At 59.2% G+C, this 18,093-nt stretch carries 14 protein-coding genes; 5 read left to right on the top strand and 9 right to left on the bottom strand.

The genetic code is table 11. The features are described from left to right. Window positions 1–32: 32 nt before the first annotated feature. Window positions 33–5,594: a DUF3320 domain-containing protein gene (locus tag HJB89_RS18270; protein ID WP_221150345.1), complete on the bottom strand. Its 5,562-nt coding sequence runs from the start codon at window positions 5,592–5,594 to the stop codon at window positions 33–35. 185 nt (window positions 5,595–5,779) lie between these two features. Here HJB89_RS18270 and HJB89_RS18265 point away from each other — a divergent pair, with 185 nt between their 5' ends. Continuing rightward, window positions 5,780–6,082, top strand: coding sequence for a hypothetical protein (locus HJB89_RS18265; protein ID WP_259672067.1), 303 nt, complete (start codon window positions 5,780–5,782; stop codon window positions 6,080–6,082). A 6-nt stretch (window positions 6,083–6,088) separates the two neighbouring features. On the opposite strand, the gene HJB89_RS18260 is transcribed toward HJB89_RS18265, so the two are convergent. Continuing rightward, window positions 6,089–6,565, bottom strand: coding sequence for a hypothetical protein (locus HJB89_RS18260; protein ID WP_221150322.1), 477 nt, complete (start codon window positions 6,563–6,565; stop codon window positions 6,089–6,091). A gap of 632 nt (window positions 6,566–7,197) precedes the next feature. Between HJB89_RS18260 and HJB89_RS18255 the strand changes: the two genes are divergently transcribed. Then, on the top strand, window positions 7,198–9,213 hold the full coding sequence (locus tag HJB89_RS18255) for a DNA cytosine methyltransferase (RefSeq protein WP_259672066.1): 2,016 nt from the start codon (window positions 7,198–7,200) through the stop codon (window positions 9,211–9,213). A 764-nt stretch (window positions 9,214–9,977) separates the two neighbouring features. Here the strand turns inward: HJB89_RS18255 and HJB89_RS18250 are convergent. The 4 genes from HJB89_RS18250 to HJB89_RS18235 form a co-directional block, all read right to left on the bottom strand. After that, window positions 9,978–10,454 (bottom strand): nucleotidyltransferase domain-containing protein, encoded by a 477-nt coding sequence (locus HJB89_RS18250; protein WP_259672065.1) that lies wholly within the window; start codon window positions 10,452–10,454, stop codon window positions 9,978–9,980. A 264-nt stretch (window positions 10,455–10,718) separates the two neighbouring features. Further along, window positions 10,719–11,681, bottom strand: a complete 963-nt coding sequence (locus HJB89_RS18245; RefSeq protein ID WP_221150320.1) for an SDR family oxidoreductase — start codon at window positions 11,679–11,681, stop codon at window positions 10,719–10,721. 117 nt (window positions 11,682–11,798) lie between these two features. Then, window positions 11,799–12,407, bottom strand: a complete 609-nt coding sequence (locus HJB89_RS18240; RefSeq protein ID WP_221150319.1) for a general stress protein — start codon at window positions 12,405–12,407, stop codon at window positions 11,799–11,801. Window positions 12,408–12,431: 24 nt separating this feature from the next. After that, complete coding sequence (locus tag HJB89_RS18235) at window positions 12,432–12,743, bottom strand: PepSY domain-containing protein (RefSeq protein ID WP_221150317.1); 312 nt, start codon at window positions 12,741–12,743, stop codon at window positions 12,432–12,434. 538 nt (window positions 12,744–13,281) lie between these two features. Here HJB89_RS18235 and HJB89_RS18230 point away from each other — a divergent pair. Beyond that, the gene (locus HJB89_RS18230) at window positions 13,282–13,557 is read left to right on the top strand and encodes a hypothetical protein (RefSeq protein WP_221150315.1); all 276 of its coding nucleotides are present in this window, start codon (window positions 13,282–13,284) and stop codon (window positions 13,555–13,557) included. A 258-nt stretch (window positions 13,558–13,815) separates the two neighbouring features. Here HJB89_RS18230 and HJB89_RS18225 read toward each other — a convergent pair whose 3' ends face one another. Beyond that, window positions 13,816–14,856 carry a phosphatidylglycerol lysyltransferase domain-containing protein gene (locus HJB89_RS18225; RefSeq protein ID WP_221150341.1) on the bottom strand — a complete coding sequence of 347 codons (1,041 nt, stop codon included), beginning with the start codon at window positions 14,854–14,856 and terminating at the stop codon, window positions 13,816–13,818. 139 nt (window positions 14,857–14,995) lie between these two features. Here HJB89_RS18225 and HJB89_RS18220 point away from each other — a divergent pair, with 139 nt between their 5' ends. Next, window positions 14,996–16,132, top strand: coding sequence for an NAD(P)/FAD-dependent oxidoreductase (locus HJB89_RS18220; RefSeq protein ID WP_221117973.1), 1,137 nt, complete (start codon window positions 14,996–14,998; stop codon window positions 16,130–16,132). A gap of 46 nt (window positions 16,133–16,178) precedes the next feature. Here the strand turns inward: HJB89_RS18220 and HJB89_RS33275 are convergent, their stop codons facing one another. Next, window positions 16,179–16,595 (bottom strand): hypothetical protein, encoded by a 417-nt coding sequence (locus HJB89_RS33275; RefSeq protein WP_259672064.1) that lies wholly within the window; start codon window positions 16,593–16,595, stop codon window positions 16,179–16,181. A 17-nt stretch (window positions 16,596–16,612) separates the two neighbouring features. On the opposite strand from HJB89_RS33275, the gene HJB89_RS18210 reads away from it, so the two are divergent. Then, complete coding sequence (locus HJB89_RS18210; RefSeq protein WP_221132280.1) at window positions 16,613–17,716, top strand: hypothetical protein; 1,104 nt, start codon at window positions 16,613–16,615, stop codon at window positions 17,714–17,716. 20 nt (window positions 17,717–17,736) lie between these two features. Here the strand turns inward: HJB89_RS18210 and HJB89_RS18205 are convergent, their stop codons facing one another. Further along, complete coding sequence (locus HJB89_RS18205; RefSeq protein ID WP_221117248.1) at window positions 17,737–17,934, bottom strand: hypothetical protein; 198 nt, start codon at window positions 17,932–17,934, stop codon at window positions 17,737–17,739. Window positions 17,935–18,093: the final 159 nt, after the last annotated feature.

Below are 18,093 nucleotides of genomic sequence, written 5' to 3'. Positions count from 1 at the left end.
ACTGCATGTCGGCTCACCTCCTCCCGCCCTTCTCACCCCAGAACCGCCTCGCCGCCGGCTAGCATTCCATCGCGGATGCGCAGTTTGCCCGACGCCTTCAAAACCTCGATTCTGGAAACGATCAACTCACGCAACTGGCTGCTTGTGGACTTGAATCCTAAACCGCGCGCGATCGCGTTGACCGCTTCGTCCTCGGTCGCACCCAGGCCTGTCCCGACCACCGAGACTAGACCTTGATCGATCTCCATAGGCGGGATCATTTCGATCCGACGGAGGCCAGACGACGATACGAGGCTGCGATCACGTAGGCGAATTTCCGCCCCCGGCCATAACAGGAACTCGCCCGAGCGATAAACGTGGGCCCCACCAACCGTAACGTCGATCGCATGCCCGACATGACTTCTGGTCCTATTACCAGCCTGCTGCAGACCCCATGCGCTTCGAACACGTGTGATCACCTCGTCCATATGAACGGGGCCCTCGACTTCGACGGTATTCTTCACCAGTTCCGACAGGATGCTGATTGGCGCCTCATGGAGTTCCGTCTTTCGCTGTGGCGAAAGTGTCGCCTCCTCGTACATTGGGGTCGAGCTTTCGAACGAGGCCTGCTGAAGGCCAATCTCCGTGACGTCGGCGCGCTCGATCGTTACGACTTCGACGGGGACTGCCCGTTTCGCACGGTTGCTCACGGCAACGGATGCGGCGTCCGCCTTCGCGCGTTCGATGGCCGTGACGAGGCGCTCGAGCTCGGCCTTGGGGCGCTGGAACCAGTCGGCGCTCCAGATCCGATAAATGGTCCATCCGTGATCCTCGAGAACCGCCTGGCGAAGACGATCCCGGTCTCTCGCCGACCGCGAGTCATGGTAGGCAGCGCCGTCGCATTCGATGCCGAGGATGTACTTGCCGGGAACCTGCTCGTCGGCAACGGCAAGATCGATGAAGAATCCGGCGATGCCGACCTGCGGATGAACCTGGTAGCCTCTCTCCTGAAGGGCTGCCATGACCTGTTCTTCGAACACGCTGTCCATGGAGCGATCGGTGCGCTGCGTCATCGATAGGCGCCCCGTGCGGGCGTAGTGCAAGAAGAGTTTGAACGCGAAGACGCCCTTCCCTTTGCCTCGCTCGAGGTCGATGTCCTCGTCCGTGATCGATGCGTAGACGTCGCATCGTCTCTTGGCGCGGCTGATCAGCACGTTGAGGCGACGCTCGCCGCCTTCTGACCCCAGAGGCCCGAAACGCATGCCCATGAATCCTTGGGCGTTCTTCGCATAGGCGACCGAAATCAGGATGACGTCGCGTTCGTCGCCCTGGACGTTTTCGAGGTTCTTGATGAAGAACGGCTCGCTTGGATGGGAATGGAAGAACTCCTCCGTCTGCGGATTGAGCCGCCGCAGAAGTTCCAACTGGTCTTGGATCTCCCGGCGCTGCTTTATCGAAAACGCGGCTACGCCCAGAGACAAATCCGGCGAATGAAGCGCATGCTGGATAATAGCCCCCGCGACCACCTTCGCCTCGACCCTGTTGATACCATCCTCGAAGACGCCGCCGGGCACGTGGTGGAACCTGAGACCCATCCCTGCTTCCGCGGTGTAGGGACTGGGAACGATATACAGCTTGCTGTCGTAGAACTGGCTGTTGGAGACGGCAATCAAGGACTGATGCCGGCTGCGGTAGTGCCAGCGCAACATCTTTTCCGGCAGTCCTCGAGCCGAAAACAATCCGAGGATGCTTTCGATGTCTGAAACCTGCGCGCCATCCTGGCCATCGTCGTCCTCGTCCCCGGAGCTTGACGTCATCTTCGAGAAGAACCGCGTCGGCGGCAATTGCCGTTCGTCACCAACCACCACAACCTGCTTTGCGCGGGCTACCGCTCCTAGTGCGTCGACCGGCTGAATCTGGCTGGCTTCGTCCATGACGAGAAGGTCGAATTCGAGCACGCCCGGCGGCAGGAACTGTGCGATCGAGAGAGGACTCATCATGAAGACAGGCTTCAACGCCTGGATCGCTGGCGAGGCACGCTGCATAAGCTGCCGGATCGGCATATGCCCGCGACGCCGTGCCATTTCACCTCTAAGGATTCCGACCGGTCCGAGACCGCTGATCTGCGGGATTCGCCTGTGATGCGCCCGGACGACGTCGAGGCGAGACAGGGCCATGCGGCTTCGATCCAACGCCGCGAACTCGTTGACCAGCCGTCCGTGAACCTCTCCATCGAACCGGGCGAGTTCCGGGTCTTTTCCCTGCTGGTGTCGAAGGATGGCCTCGTAGATCGCCATTTCGACATAGGGCACGACAGCTTCAGGCTGAACACGACCATCTTCGAGTCTTTCGACGACCAGGCCGACCCCGGCGCCGTTCGCGTCTTCCGCGCGACCGCGGAAAGCTGCCCACTTCGACAACTGCTCCTCGGTTTCGATCCACTTCATCAGCTTTCGACCGACGACGTCGAGCTGGGCTGCCGGGAGCTGGGCGTTTCCAAACACGACGGAGGGATCCGCCTTGAGGAATGCGATCAAGGCTTCGAGATCATGGATCAGAACTTCGGACTTCGCCAACGCTTCGCGGGCACGTGCGGCGATGGCGGGGCGGTCGGAGACACGTGATGCCAGCATGCGGATATCGGCATTGCCAGAGATCCACTCGGCTATGTTGGACAGTTCGCCCCAGTCCGAACTGGGACCGTTCCATAAAGCGCCGAAAGCTGACCTGCCCATGGAATCGAGACTCTCGATCTTTGATTTCAGAACTCGGGCGAATGTCAGCAACTTGAGGATTGCGAGACGCTCTGCATTCGCAGTTGGAATGTTGAGAGCCAGCGGCAGGAAGGCCGCGTCGGCGTCGGAAATTTCGCGAGCGAACTGCGTGGCTTGAGGCAGAGGGACGCTCTCCGGTCCCGCTGCATCCGAAAACATGTTCGAGGCGACGTCGCCAAGGTCTGACCAGAGATCCGACATCAGCCTTCTCGTTTCCTCGTACAGAACTCTGACCTGTTCGCCTCTTGCTCCGACGGCGCGCTTGTCCGACAGCCTGCCCGCAATCAGTCTCGCTTCCGTTCCGACGCCGCGAAGGCTCCGCATCCACAGGACCAGGTTCTCGAGAGGTTTAGGATCTGACTTCTCTCCGCGCCAGTCGGCGCCGAATGCGGAGCGACCGAGGCCATCGCCATCCTTGACCACCGCCCTCGCCGTCTTTCCCTTCTGAAGGAGATCGACGAGCCTGACTGTCTCGACCGGTGAGTATTCCGCGGGCATCACCGTCTTCAGCAGCGCCTTCGCCTTCCGCCAATCCCCACTCAGGAATCTGAAGAACCGTTTCCCATGTACGGCGACCGCCGTGCGGACCTGCGAAAGATCGGTTTCCCAGGCCTGATCCGAAATCTTGCCGTCGAGTTCCCTACGGACGCGTCTGAATTCCGAAACTGCTTCTGCAAGATCGGACGCCTGGTCCAGTCCGCGCTCCCATATGGCAGCTACGAAGGCGTCCGGGCTGGCATCGGGGGCCTCCGCGACCCTCTGACCGATGACGATCAGGCGGTCGATCGACCCCAGCGTTGGCAGCGCTTCGACTGCAAGCAGCGTACGCAGAGCGTTCGCCGCGGACAGGAATCGAGGTAGTACCTGTGCGAGTTTACCAATTGTCTCGAAGCCGCTCTGGGGGAGCGTTGCCGGGAGCCGGCCGAATTGAAGCGAAACGGATTCAGGCTCGAAGTCCCACGCGGCCGACGTCAGCACCTTCGCCACTTCGGAAGCCTGCCTGGAGAATTCGGCGCCGCCGGCGACGAGGCCGCGGACCCGTTCCAGCTCCGTTGACCAGATTTCATCGGCCATCGCTGTTGCAGCGATCGCCGGCGGGCAGGACGCTACGCGATCGGCGATCGCCGCCAGCTCCGAGAAGGCGTCTAGCGATGCTGGAGGTACGCGTTCGAGAACGCCTGCGATCGAATCCATACTCGAGCGTAGTTCGACCAGCTCCGCATGTGTTGACGTAAGTCGTGTCGTAAGTCTCTCAAGGTCCAGGGGCGTGATGCCGGTCAGACCGACGCCGTACCAGGGATGGCGTCTGGGAAGGCCGATGTCCCTGATGCGTTCGGCCAGTTCCACGAGGATGGACTTCGCCCGATCCCGAGCTTCAGGAGTCCATTGCGCGGCTGCGGGCAGCTCGATGTCGGACGGCGTCATGCCTTGTCGGCGCAGTCGTGCGAGGTGGCCCATCACCTGGAACGGTGAGAGCGAATATGGTTCATAGATCCGATGGATTCTAACCGCATGTGCATTCAACTGGTCACGGGCGTCGGTAAGACGCTGCGTGACCGCACTACCGGACTCCCCCTTCGGCGCGCCCAGCTCCCAGATGTGTTGCAACTCGGCTAGAAGCCCCCGCTTGTTCGCCTTGTTGCTGTGCAATTCGAGACAGGCGTCGCCGACGCCGGCCTGATCGAGGCGTCTTTTGACGACTTCCAGAGCGGCCATCTTCTCGGCTACGAAGAGGACCGTCTTCCCGTCGGCGACGGCGGAAGCGATGATGTTCGCGATCGTCTGCGACTTGCCTGTTCCAGGCGGCCCCTGAATGACGAGATCGCGGCCGCGTCGGACTTCGTGGATCGCAGCCGTCTGGGAACTGTCGGCGTCGACGATATGGGTCATTTCCGCAGGCGAGATATGAGCGTCGATGTTGGCCTCTTCCGCCAGCATCTCATCGGTCTGCTCGAAACCGTTTGAGACGAGTCCTGTCACAAGAGGTCGGTCGGTAAACTTCGAATCCTTCGGCCACAGTGCCGGATCCAGGTCCCGATACATTAGAAACTTCGCGAAGCTGAAGAATCCGAGGACGATGTCGTCGGGCTGCACCGACCAGTTCGGCTTCATGGAAACGGCCTCGGCGATCTTGGCAGCGTAATCGTCGAACAAGAACTCGTCGGTCGCTTCGAAGGCCGGCATCGAAATCTTGTGGATGCGGTCAAGGAAAGCTTCCAGTGAAAGATTCGATGCGAAATCTTCTTGTCGCGCACGGAGGCGAAAGCGCTCGGCGGCGCTACCGCGCTCCAACGACACGGGAACGAGGATAAGCGGCGCGTATCTAATGTTTTCGGTGTTGTTCGGGTCGATCCATTTCAGAGTGCCGAGTCCCAGGAAAAGGATGTTGACCCCCTGCTCCTCCTCGAGCGTCCGGGCGTCAAAGTAGAGGTCCAGCAGACGCTTCTGCAGCGCGTTCGGCGTAATCCGAGTCTGAAGCTTGGAATCGCCATGACGGACAAGACGGCCTTGCGAATCCCGATCGTCATCGTCTGGCAGGGCAAGCTCGATCAGCTCCTCAGCATCGTCGCCATCTTTGTTGTCGCGCCCCTTCGCTCCCGCCAGGAACGTCATAGTCTTCGCTTCGGAGACAAGTATCCTGAAGACCTCGGACGACTTCTCCTCGACTACATCGATGGTCTTGGCGCTCTTCGAGAAGCGGGGGACGTTCAGGAGCCGATTCCGCGCGGAGAGATCAAGAAATTCAGTTCTGGCCCTTTCGATCTTCGCCTCGACCGACAGGTTGCTTTGAAAAACCGAGGTTTCGCTCTGATCGGGCGCGACGCCTGCAATGTCATCCATGTTTCCTGCTCCCTTACTAACCTTTAGATGCAATAAAAGAGGAAGTAGGTCCAGCAGCGCGTGTGCGGGAAGTTGCCGATAAACCATAAGGTGGCAGACTTTATGTGGACTTTGCGAACCTAGAGCTGGCTCGCCAGCGACGCGAAGAAGCACGCCGCGCGGGACGGCGGCGGCCGAGCCCAGGGATGCCTCCCGCTGCACCGGGTATAGCGAGCGCCTGGCATTTCGATCGGGACACGCCAACCATCATAGCGTTAATAGGCCGCATGGGTAGATTTGCAGAAACCGAGACCGCCGTCATCGCGCGCCTCCGCGCCCTCAAGGCAGCGCCTGAGGTGTCGATCAACCTGTCCGACCTAACTGCACCAATGCACGTTGCCGGGTTCCGTCAGGACGAAATTATGGCCGTCCTGAATGCCCTCGAACAAGACAAGATCCTATCCTTCACGCCTGGAAATCGTCTGCTTATCCTGAAGGATCTGCCTTGACTGATTTCATTGCGAAGCCGACCCGCGAGAAGATAGGCGGATTCGCTCCGTTCGGTAGGCGTGCTCCAGGCGATCGATCTTGGATCCGCGAATACGGCCGGTTGAACGCAGAAACGCCAACATGGCGTCGATGTCGTCGCTTCCACCGGGGGCGCTGCCGCGAGCGACAGGTTGGCCGGAGTGCTTCTGAGCCCAGTACCGAACCTCGCGTTCCGCCGGAGGGTAAAAGCGTCCGAGGCGATACACGCGACTCTCTGTCAAGACCCAGAGTGGCGGCGTGCTGCGATCCATTTCTAGGATGGGAGCCGTATGGCCATGCGTGCCGTCCTCGATCTCCGGGTGGTCGAAGAACCATCCGTGCATCCAGGTGTGACCCTCGGCGGGCACCCAGCCCTCCAACAACGGAGCCGAGGACAGGTGCTGCCCTTGAAGCGGGACGTCACCCGTTGCTTGCGCCATTGCGTCATCCACGTCGACGGTCATGAACACCTCCTTGGTCTTCGGTCACGATAGTCCGCGACGCAGCACGAATAAAGGTTGTTAAGCCGTCCTCGGGACTGAATGAACTCGATGCCGAGCACGATCGATAGGACATTCGACCACAAGTGCCCGCGCATAAGAGACTTCGGCGGCACGGCGCCATAGAACGCTTCACCGGAAAAGTCTGCGACTCATTCAAGGCATCGACCGGTTCGAAGCGGCAGGGTCTTCGCGATGGAACCATTGAACAATTCCCGTCTATAAACGCGACTGCCTCTTCCCAGCTTTCACCAATGGACGGTGCCAGAGCACCGGACTGCCCTACCTGAAGTGCCTCCCTGCCAGCGAGCACTCCGAATTTCTGCGGGAGTACAGGGAGCGTCTCCGCCAGCACTACCCGGCTGAAGGCGACGGGACGATACTGCTTCCATTCCTCCGTATCTTCATCGTGGCGACACGCTGACCCCCGAAGGCCGCACGGCCCGCCCTACCCGCTGCCGGGAGGTTGCGCTATCGGCGTCCATTTGAGTGATGCACCGCATTTTATGAAATCTCTTTTTCGAGCTTCAATATCTGTCCCGTATTGCGACAACTGACGCAGAATTTGCTGCGCAGCCTAATATGGGAAGCATGCGATGAAGCGGTCGCGGTCGGCGCAAGAACTTTTGAAACATGAAGCGGTCGCGCAGGCGCGAGACAAGATTCGGCAACTTCAGGAGCAGATTGCGGATCGCCTGATGAAAATTACGGCCCAGGTAGAGGCGGTTGGAGAGCATCTGAATTCGAAGGAGACGGTCCATTTTCTCCACGCGGCATGCGAACTCGACCTGACGGACGCGTCCGCATTCGTTAAGGCCTCCATCTGCCTCAAGGGCCACGGAGACCTACTCCGTGAAAAGCGCGTCGGTTTTGCACTCCTTCGTTCGCTCGCCCGCACCGATGAAGAGACGCGCATCGAGGCCTTGTCGCGGATGGAAGCTGGAGCTTCGATCGGAACGAAAGACGTCGCGGCGATCCGCGCCGAATCCAAGCGTCAAAAGCTCTCGTGCACCGAACTGCAGTCGAAGATCGGGCTGCGCCACACGAAGGCCGCCGCCACGCGCCGCATGTCAGAATCCTTGAAGCTGATCGACAAGCAGGTCGGCGAAATCATGACAACTGTCGATCTCCTCCAGTCGAAGCTTGCCGCCGATGTCCGCAGGGATTATATGGCGAGCGCGCGATCAATGGCGACCGATGTTCTTCCGCGTTTTAATGAAGTCTGGGGGGCGCAGCCGGCAACGGTTGAGGATGCGCTGGCCCTTCCGAACGGAACCGATGCGCGCGACGTCGCCCTGGCCTATCTCGCCCTGACCAAGGTCGCTGCCGGCGAATTGGGCGGTGCGCACGGCTATGCACTCGACAACACCACGGAATTCCGTCGCGTGCATACAACTCTGGTCGACTGCCTGCAAAGCGTCACGAGCGCGAAGCCGCCTCTGGAGGTCGACGGGTCCACTTCCCCAAAGCCTGTTTCCACGCTCCCAAGACCGCATCTGACGGTGATTGAACTTTGCGCCGGCGCTGGGGGCATGGCTATCGGCCTTGAAAGGGCCGGCTATCATCCACTCGCGCTCATCGAATTCGACAAGGACGCCGCCGCAACCCTTCGCAAGAACCGGCCGTTCTGGCCGGTCGTGGAAGCGGACATGCGCGAGGTCGATTTCAAACAGTACCGGGCGGCCGGTGTCGACTTGCTTGTCGGAGGTCTTCCATGTCAGCCCTACTCGATCGAAGGGCTGGGCCGCGGTAAGGACGACCCCCGCGACTTGCTGCCGGAAGGTGCGCGGGCCGTGGACGAGATCAGGCCCGCAGCTTTTGCCTTCGAAAACGTAGCTGGCCTTTTGAACGCGCGGCACGCCGACCATCTTGGTTCCTTTCTGAAGAAGCTCCGCAAGTCCGGCTACGCAGTTCAGATCATCCGGATGCAGGCAGAAGATTACGGCGTCCCTCAGGAGCGCACCCGTATTCTGATTGTCGGCATGAAGAACACGGCGATGGGCGCGTTTCGTGCTCCGCCCAAATTCCCCGCGTGGCGAACCAACCTGGGCGACGCCTTGGAAGACCTCATGAGTGAGAACGGCTGGACGGGCGCCGCGGCATGGGCGGAGGCACTTCGGACTCAGATCGTCAAGCGAAACGGGGTCGAACTCCGCGGTGCCCTGGCATCCACGGTGGTCGGACGCAAGGGCGGCGCGCGGGACAAGGAGATGGGCCGCTGGGCGAAGAAGGGAATCGATATCCGTAACGTAGGTGACGCGGCTCCGACCCAGGAACAAGCCGACAAATCCGGACCGGACTTCCTTCCATCGTTGACTCTGAGGATGCCCGCCCGGCTGCAGGCATTTCCTGACTACTGGTCGTTTATCGGAGGCAAGGATTCGGCAGCACGTCAGATCGGGAACGCGGTACCTCCGCCGATCGGGATGGCGATTGGACTCGCCGTGCGGTCCGCTCTGAAGGGAACGATCTTCGACTACGAGACCCTCATGAATCCCAGCGCGATTCATCAGCCCGAAGAGAGCGCGCGTCAACTGACATGGCCGCCGTCCCTCGTGCCGGATTTCGACGTAGAGATGCCGAGCGATCTGCGGAGAGAGCTGACCAACTGAGGCCCACTCTTCCATCGACTGCAGGAGCGAGCATCTGAAGGCGCAGGCGTTCCTGGTGTGAGACGCTAAGGCGAGCTTACCCCCACTGCTGCAGTCGCAGAACCCTATGGCGGGGACCCGGAAGCTCATCGTGGGAATGAGCTGACCGGCCATGGCTTCCTTCAGAGCTCCCCCAAGTTTCCCCGAATGGCGAACCAACCTGGGTGATGCGATAGGCGATCTAATGGCTGCGAAGGATGGAACGGTGTACAGGCCTGATCGAAGCCAGAAGGAATACAGTTGTCGTTCGAAATGGCGTCGAGTTAGGTGGTGCCTTGGCGTCTACCGTCGTCGGACGCAAGGGAGGATCGCGCGAGAAAGAGACCGCTCGTTGGGCAAGAAAGGGAATCGCGATCGCAAATGTCGCCGACTGCGCACCTACGCAAGAAGAGACTGACTTTGCTGGTGAAGGGTTCCTTCCGTCGCTTACGCTGAGAATGCGCGGATTCCCGGATTGGTGAGTGTTTGCCGGCGGAAAGGACTCGGTGGCTCGACAGATCGGGAACGCTGTCCCTCCGGTAATCGGCCAAGCCATCGGATTGGCCGTCCGCGCGGCACTTACTGGCAAAGCTCTCGACTACGCCAGGATATTGAAGCCTGTTCAGGAAGCGCGATCCCGTGTTTGGATTGCCGATGCGCCGTCGATTTCGCAACATGGGAGTCCCTCGCCCTGGCAGCTTTTGCCCGCTTAGACGAACACGGGGGCTGTGCTTCATCGACTGGCTTCATCGCTCGATAACAACGATTTTCGCTCCATTTACGATCGCGTTCACGACGCGATCACCGGCTAGACCCTTCCATTCGGCAGGGATGTGAAGATTGAGATCAATGGCCCGACCCAGGACATCTTCCATTCGCTTGAGCGCCTCTGCGAAGTCAAACACGTCCATGTTGGATACGACCATCAGGTCGACGTCACTGTCTGCTCGTTCCTTGCCGACGACCACCGAGCCGAAGAGAAACGCGAGTTCGATACCGTTGCCAAAAGAAGCGAGTTCGCGCGCAACGACATCGGCCAGCCCAAGGGTTTTCACGCAGATTGACCGCAGCTCTCCGTAAATGGGGCTGTGCGTGTTGATCGCGTAGAGAATTTGATTGCCTCGCGAGGATTTCACCACGATGCCGGATTGATCGAATGCTTGGATCACCCGCCGACCGGCCCCGACACCGGGCCCGCCGATGGAAACTAGTTCACGTCCCAAACCACTTTTCTGGTTGCATGATAAGCGCTCTCAACATTGCCTGCTGACGCTTGGACAACATGAAATCAACGGTCGACATCTTGAACCCATTTTTGGACTGAACAAACCAATAATTGGATCGCCGCGCGATGTCTAGGCGGCGGAAATGCCAGGACTACAAGGCTAATGGCCATGGCTCTCAATCGCCACCTGAGCTTGGATTTTGGCCATCTCCTTGGTTTCGTCCCGGAGCGCATGGCGATTGAACCTCGCATCGCGCCAGCCTCAGTAGCCGCCGACGATCGGCAGGATTTCGCCAGTGATGTAGCTCGACATCTGGGGTGACGCGAGGAACACGTAGGCCGGAGCAATCTCCTCGGGCTGAGCTACCCGCTTCATCGGCGTCTGGCTGCCGAACTTCGCGACGTCCTCGGCCTGCTTGTCAGAAGGATTGAGAGGCGTCCAGACCGGACCCGGCGCGACGGCATTGACGCGGATCCCCTTCGGTACGAGCTGGCTGGACAACGCCTTGGTGAAGGCATGAATGCCGCCTTTCGTCATTGAATAGTCGAGCAGTTCCTTGGAGCCTTCCAAGCCCGTGACCGACCCGGTGTTGATGATCACCGAGCCGTTCGTCAAATGCGGGATCGCAGCTTTCGCCATGTAGAAATAGCCATAGAGGTTGGTCTTCAACGTCTCGTCGAAATGTTCTTCGGTCAGGTCTTCGATTTCGGCGGAGTGAACCTGAAAGGCGGCATTGTTGACGAGGATGTCGAGCCGGGAGAAGTGCCTGACTGTCTTTGCGACGGCATTCCGGCAGAACTTCGCATCCTTGACATCACCTTTTATAACAAGGCACTTGCGGCCTTCCTTCTCGACGGCCGCCTTGGTATCCGCGGCATCCCGATCCTCGTCGAGATGAACGATCGCGACGTCGGCGCCTTCTCGTGCGAACAGGATCGCCACCGAACGGCCGATGCCCGAATCTCCGCCCGTTATGATGGCGACCTTGTCCTTCAGCTTTTCCGAGCCCTTGTAGAAAGGCGCGTCGTACATGGGCGCGAGCGGAAGGTCCGCTTCGGAGCCGGGCTTGGCCTGGTGAACCTCAGGAAAAGGCGGTTCGGGATAGCGGCGCGCGCCTGCCTGCATAGCGCCGGACGGCTTCGGCTTCGACTTCGCCTTCTCGTCGGCATTGTCGACCTGTTGCTGGATCTCGCGCTGCTTTGCGGCGGTGGCTTTCGATGACATCTTGCTCTCCTCTCGATTTTGAGAGGACAACGCCAAAGGTCTCAAAAGGTCCCAGCAGAAGTCAGCAAAAAGCCCCGCAGCTATGCGAGGCTTTCCGATAACTGAGTCCGAAGCGCCTTACAGACGGTTCAGGCGATATCGGTCGCGTTCCGCGGCAATCTGCTCTTCCGTATACGGGTCGGCCGTTTCGTCGAAACGCGTCCAGCCCTGCTCGGCGTAGCTCGCCCGCCGTGCTGCGACGTCGACACGCGGCGAACTGTTGAGGATTGCTTCGGCCGAAGCAACCCGGCTTTCGTCGACCCGAGCGGTTACGACCGAACCACCGCGTCGGATGCCTTCAGCATAGAAGTTGGCGTCTTCTTCCGGTACGCCGGATTCCACCATGGCACCAACGATGCCACCGACTGCGCCGCCGGCAACCGCGCCTGCGACGGCACCGGCCGCCGTGGCAGCAAGCCAGCCGGCCGCCACGACCGGGCCGACGCCTGGGATCGCCAACATGCCAAGACCAGTCAGAAGGCCGCCAGCCCCACCGGCCAGGGCACCGACACCAGCGCCAGTCCCGGCACCTTCAGCGGCACGGGTTCCCTGCCCTTCGACGTCGACGCTGTTCGCCTTGTTGGTGACGATGCTGATGTCATCCGAGGATACGCCAGCATCTTCCAGCGCCTTCACGGCTGCCTTCGCGTCGTCGTAGCTATCGTAAAGTCCTGTGATCGTTCTCATTGAGATTTCCTCCGTTGTTTGTTTTTACTTGCCGAGCGTTACGTTGCCTTGGAAGTCCAGGGAGACATTCGCCGGCTTGCCGTCCTTCGACGCCGTCGCGCGCCAGATGCCCTGATCGTCGAGCTTCAGTCCGGCCACGTCCGCGTAGCCGGCCTCTTCGATGCGGGACTTCGCCTGCGCTTCCGTGAAGCTGTTCTTGCCCGCGACCGGGGCAGCGGGATTGGGCTCGGTTTTGACCGCCGGGGTCGTCTGCGACGTCGTCGGCTTTTCACTCTGGGCGAATGCGCCGGATGCAGCGAGAAGCAGGCCGGCAGAAAGGATGACGATTTTCTTCATTGGTGTTTTCTCCAGTTGGGTGGAATAAAAACACGCCGAAAAGCCAGAGGTTCCAGGGATTAATTTGCAATGCTTTACCCTTGGAAACGGCAGTCGGAGCGCTATCGCGAGACGCGCTTTCACAAGTCGCCACACGGATGGGCGGTTACGATCAAGCGCATCGAGCCGTAGGGTGGCGGCTCCCGCGGCCCTGGTGGACCGCGGGCGGATGATGGGTCTCGAACTGGCGCTGACCATGTGGTGGCAGTCTTGGCCTCGTCGCGCCCAAGTTCGCCGGCGTTGACGCAGATTGCTTCCCCCATGCTTTTCGAGAACTGCGCGAACTTCCGATTGCGTTCGACCATCGCTTCTGTCGAGAGCCCTCGCCATGTCGAGGAAGTTGTCTTTTCGACAGCTTCAAGAGGCTTCTGGCGCTTCGCAGTCGAGAGAGACAATATTTTGTCGACGCTTTCTTGAAACCGAAAAATCGCGATAACAGATCATTCCGGAGGGCTGCCCGCGAATGCCGCACGGCCGATAGGTTTCTGGAGATCGAACAATGGCCCCAAACGAAAGAGAGTTTACGCACGACCTGCTGGACGACGTGATATCCGCGACCCACATCCTCCATGATCACCTCGCGCATCCTGAAGACATACTCGGATGCGACTTGCTCGACGCGCGCGAGAAGCGGTCCATCCTCGCCTCCTGGGCGTCCGACCGATACGCCGTCGAGTCCATTCCGCAGCTTGGCCATCCGCCGCAACTTCCCGCAGTCCGCTATCGGAATATCGTCGACGCCCTGAAGAAGCTCGACCGGAGGCCGACGCCATGACTGCGTCGAAGACCGAGTTGGCTACACATCCCGAGGGACGGAACCTTGTCGACGCGCGATCCAGCTCTCCGAGGCAGTCCAGGGTGATGGCGACGAATTATTGGCGAACGCCCGTTCCAATGGGTTGAAAGGCATCATCGCCAAGCATCGCGACAGTCCCACTCGCAACGAACTTCTTCCTTGGAATCGGTGTTAAAGAGCAATCCCACCCGTGGTCGCACTTGGCTAACTGCCCGTGATAGAAACGCCGAGCGGACTTCAGAGCGTCTTTAGAAGGCGAAGCAGGGCGACCATCTCCATCGGAGTCCTCCTCTTGAAGGCGATGTAAGTTGGCACCTCCTCCCCGTGAAATCGCCGCTTGAAAGCCGCTTGGCCCCGAAGATTAAAGATATGCGTATTGACCCTGTCAGAGCGGAACGCTCGTTCGAAAAGCGCCCGCCAGAAGCGGCTCTCTGAAAATCCGCTTTCAGCAATGGCGGCAAGTGGCGACAAGCCTAGCGTCACGCGTGCGTGACCCTCCTCTCGAAAGCGGTCTGCGGCGAACTTGGTGAGACCGACCTCCGCATGAGGCGTTGTCCCCGCCAGCTTGCGCTTGAACGCCGCTGTGTAGCCCTCTACGACACCACCTTCAAAGATTGGATCGAAATCGAGGAGGGCAATGGGAGCGCCCTTCGGGTCCAATATGACGAAGCGGCGCATATGAGGCGACAGTTCCGGGAAGAAGGGTCGGTTCAGGAAGCGCATTTCCCGCCGGCTGACTATCCGTCCTGCACGCCAGTTGTCCGAGACCGCTTTGATCTGATCCGCCTGCGTTCTGGTCCCGTCGCGTTCGATGATCGCATAACCCTGTTTGATCAACCAGCGCTCCGAATAACGGACCGTTTCATTCTTCTTTCCAGCAAAACTATGGGTATCAAACGAAAGGTGGGTATCGACACCCATATGGTTCACCCGGTATCCGAGCTCCGCCAGGACGGTTGCCGTTTCCCTGCCGATCTGCACAAAACATGGGTTCGCAGCGGCGGAAACGAAGTCTCTGATATATCGCTCACGATCCTGTTTGCACGCAACGGGGTCGCCAAGAACGAAGGTATGCCCCATCTTCGTGGCATACGCGAGATAGCCCTGCTCGTCCCCGAAATGCTTGAGATCACGCTGGACGGCAGTAGAGTAGGCGACCGCGAAATCTCCGTGCTTGCGGCACAGTTCCAGCCTCTTATCAGCAGAAACACTGGTGTTCGGGATGGCTGTCAGGCGACGATCCATAATCTCGTCGAAGAGTCGTCGGATGTTCGGCACGTCTATCCCCGGCAGGTTGAGCAACTACATGCTCATATTTTCGATTCGTTATCTAACGGAAAGCGAATATTAGCCCGCTCTTTTGTATAGCCTTCGGGTAGGTGTTGCCAGGACACCCGACTTTGCCCATGGTCGCCACATGGAATCATTGTCGCAGATCGAGCGGGCAGTCATCGTCGGTGCGGGCCTGGCAGGTCTTGCGGTGGCGTATCACCTGAAGCAGCGGGGGGTTAACGCGTTGCTATTGGATCGCGGCGAAGCCTTGGGAAGTTCTTGGCGTGCTCGCCACCCTCAACTCACATTGAACACACATCGCAGCGTCTCGCATTTGCCTGGATTGAAATTTCCTCCGATGACGCCCGCCTTCCCCAAGCGGGATGACGTGGTACGTCATCTTGACGATTTTGCCCGCCATCACGCGTTTAGAATAAACTACGGCGCGGATGTCACTTCGATACGGCAGTCTGATGGAAATTTCGAAATCAGTGTGAGCGGAGACATTATCAAGGCGGCGAACGTTATCGTTGCCACTGGGAGAGATAGAGAGCCTGTCGAGCCAGCCATTCAAGGCAGTGAGACTTTCAGTGGGATACGCTTGCACGCCGCAGCTTTTGGCGATGCAAAACAATATCGTGGCAAGCGCGTCCTCGTAGTCGGAGGCGGAAACTCGGGGTTCGACGTCGTCAATCACCTTTGCCGCGTTCCAACCGCCCAGATATGGCTGTCGGTGCGCTCAGGTTCGGCCATCCTTCCCAAGCGGCTCAAGGGAATTGCAGTTCATCGGCTCTCGCCGTTGATGGACCTGCTGCCTTCTTCGGCTTCCGATCTCGCTATCAAGATCACGGAGCGGCTCGCATTCGGCGACATACGGAAGCTCGGTCTGCCAGAGCCTGCCGTTGGTGCGGCGACAAGGCTCCGTCGTGAGCACGTTGCCATTCCCGTTGATGACGGAGCGATCCAATCGTTAAAGGATGGTCGGACGGAAATTGTCGGCGAGGTCGTGCGCATTGCCGGCGGAAAGGTGCTATTCGCCGATGGCGGAATGGCCGAGCCAGACTACTTGATTACAGCAACCGGATACTCATCGGGCCTAAAGAAGATGTTGTCGGACCTCGATGTTCTCGATGAACGAGGAAATCCTCTAATCGGCAAGAACGGTGCTGACAGTGGAATAGCCGGATTCTGGTTTGCGGGAATGACCCCAGGGCTGGTGAGCTACTTCTATAGTGCGAGCAGAGAGGCGAAGGCACTGGCCCGAGCTATCACGAAGCGATAATGCGGCACTATGGAGGAAATGCCACAAGGACATGAGTCCTTCATTGTCAACGCAACCGTATTACCCGTTGTGTCTCGCCAACGGTGTCTTCATAGATTGGGGCCGCATTGTGGGTAATCCAAGAGACAGAACTAGATTGCCCTGGATGGCATCCAGGCATTTTTACTGCCGCGCTCATCACAAGCATGAGAGGGGCGAAATCTTCGCTTCTATGCCAATCCATTATACCGACCGTCTGCAGGGATAGCCGCCCTTGTTCTCCTAAGAAGCGATGTCTGACATGGATCGACACGAGGATGCCTTGGTCCGGCTGCTGATCTGACAGCAGAATATCCTCTGTCCGAAAGGAACCAGACGGCTTCAGTCGCGCATTCTCGTCCTCGATCCGCGTCAGCCGCTTCATCCCCGGCGGCAGCATGTCACCAGTCATGCCACTGAACAGCAGAACTACGTCTTCGCCCAACCGAGGAACTCCGGGCCGTGGCGAAAGCGGGCTTCGGTCTGCTTTCAGAGGGATATCTCGGTCTTCGAGATTTCCTTGAAAAACTCGACGAGCGCCATCAGGGCGCCGACGATAAATCGGTGGGAAGCAAGCTCTACGGCGAGCTCTACGATTTCCTGCACGAAAACGCGGAGCCGCCGGGGTTCGGGACCCTCGTCAACTTCGTTCGCGACCATGCCTTTAGCGTCCATCCGCTGGGTCCGGAGAACAACTTCCTCGGCCATGGTGGGGTTCGCAAGTTCCACAGCGTGCGTAGTGCCTTCACCACGTACGGAATCCATCCTGCCACAATGCGCAAGCTTCTAAACGCCGCAGGTCTGCTCAATGGTGACGCGACGTCGGTTCGTGACATCAAGGTCTCGATCGAGGTTGAAACGATGGAAGGCGTCATCGCGAACTGGAAGGACAGCGTGCCGATGGCATTCGTTCGCGAACGTCTCGATGCCTCTCCTCAGGTCGTCCGACAGCTCGTCAATGCGGGCATCATTTCCGCGGCGACCGAGAAGTCGGATCACGACTTGAAAAATCTGTTCTCGCGCGCAGAGATCGAAGGTCTGGTTGCGCGCCTCGACAGTTTGGCGACAACGGGTGACGCACCGGGAATGGTGCCTCTGAAAAACTGCGTTCCGTTCATGTCGTTCGTCAACCAGCTTCATGGAATTCTGGAGGGAAAGATTCCTTTCAGCATTTCGAAGCCTGACGGCAAGTCGACAACGCTCGAGCATCTCCTCGTGGACGTCGATGCCGTCAAGGCAGTCGCCGGTGTCGGCACTCCTGCGGGTTACGTAGCCACGAATTTCTTGACGACGCGCCTGGTGGCCTTGGCGGACACCGTTATTCGCCTTGCGAGCGCTGGCGTGTTCGAGACCATCCAGTACCGAAGCGGCAACGGCCTCACGGTAACCGCGTACTCGGAGGAGTCCGTCAGGGCGTTCCTGAAGGACCACATCACCTTCCGGAAGCTGGCCCGCGGAAAAGAGCACTACGCGAAAACCGAGAAGCGCGTCTCCGGCGTCACGCCTGTCTATGATTTCGGCGGGTTCGAGCGAATCTATCGCAAAGCTGACATTTTTCGCCAGTGATGCCGCAAGGACTCGCCGCATCAGGCCGCGGCCGTCGCCTCCTCCAAGTTTGCTTTCGCCGCTTCAATTTCGTCCAACTGCCATTTGAGGAGGCAGAACAATTTATCATGAGTCGGCGGAACGCCGACGGCGTCCAGCGCCCATTTCCGTTCCATGAATTTGAAGAAAATCTCATCCTCGCGGCGCTGCAGCTCAGTGGCATCAAGCTTCTCAAACATTCAAAGGTCCTTTCCGTTGTGAAGCTTATGGTCGTTCGCAAAATGAAGCGGCGTCAACTCGTTATTTTGCCGCCGAGCTAGCCGCCACTCGGACACTCCACCACCTGAGCATCATATCGAAATCTCCCACAAACCCGCCTCGGCGGGTTTTTTTACGGC

It is taken from the genome of Rhizobium sp. NZLR8, assembly GCF_019685025.1.
Lineage (GTDB): Bacteria > Pseudomonadota > Alphaproteobacteria > Rhizobiales > Rhizobiaceae > Rhizobium.
The sequence above is the reverse complement of the archived record's forward strand: the minus strand, read 5'-3'. Positions and strand labels throughout refer to the sequence as shown.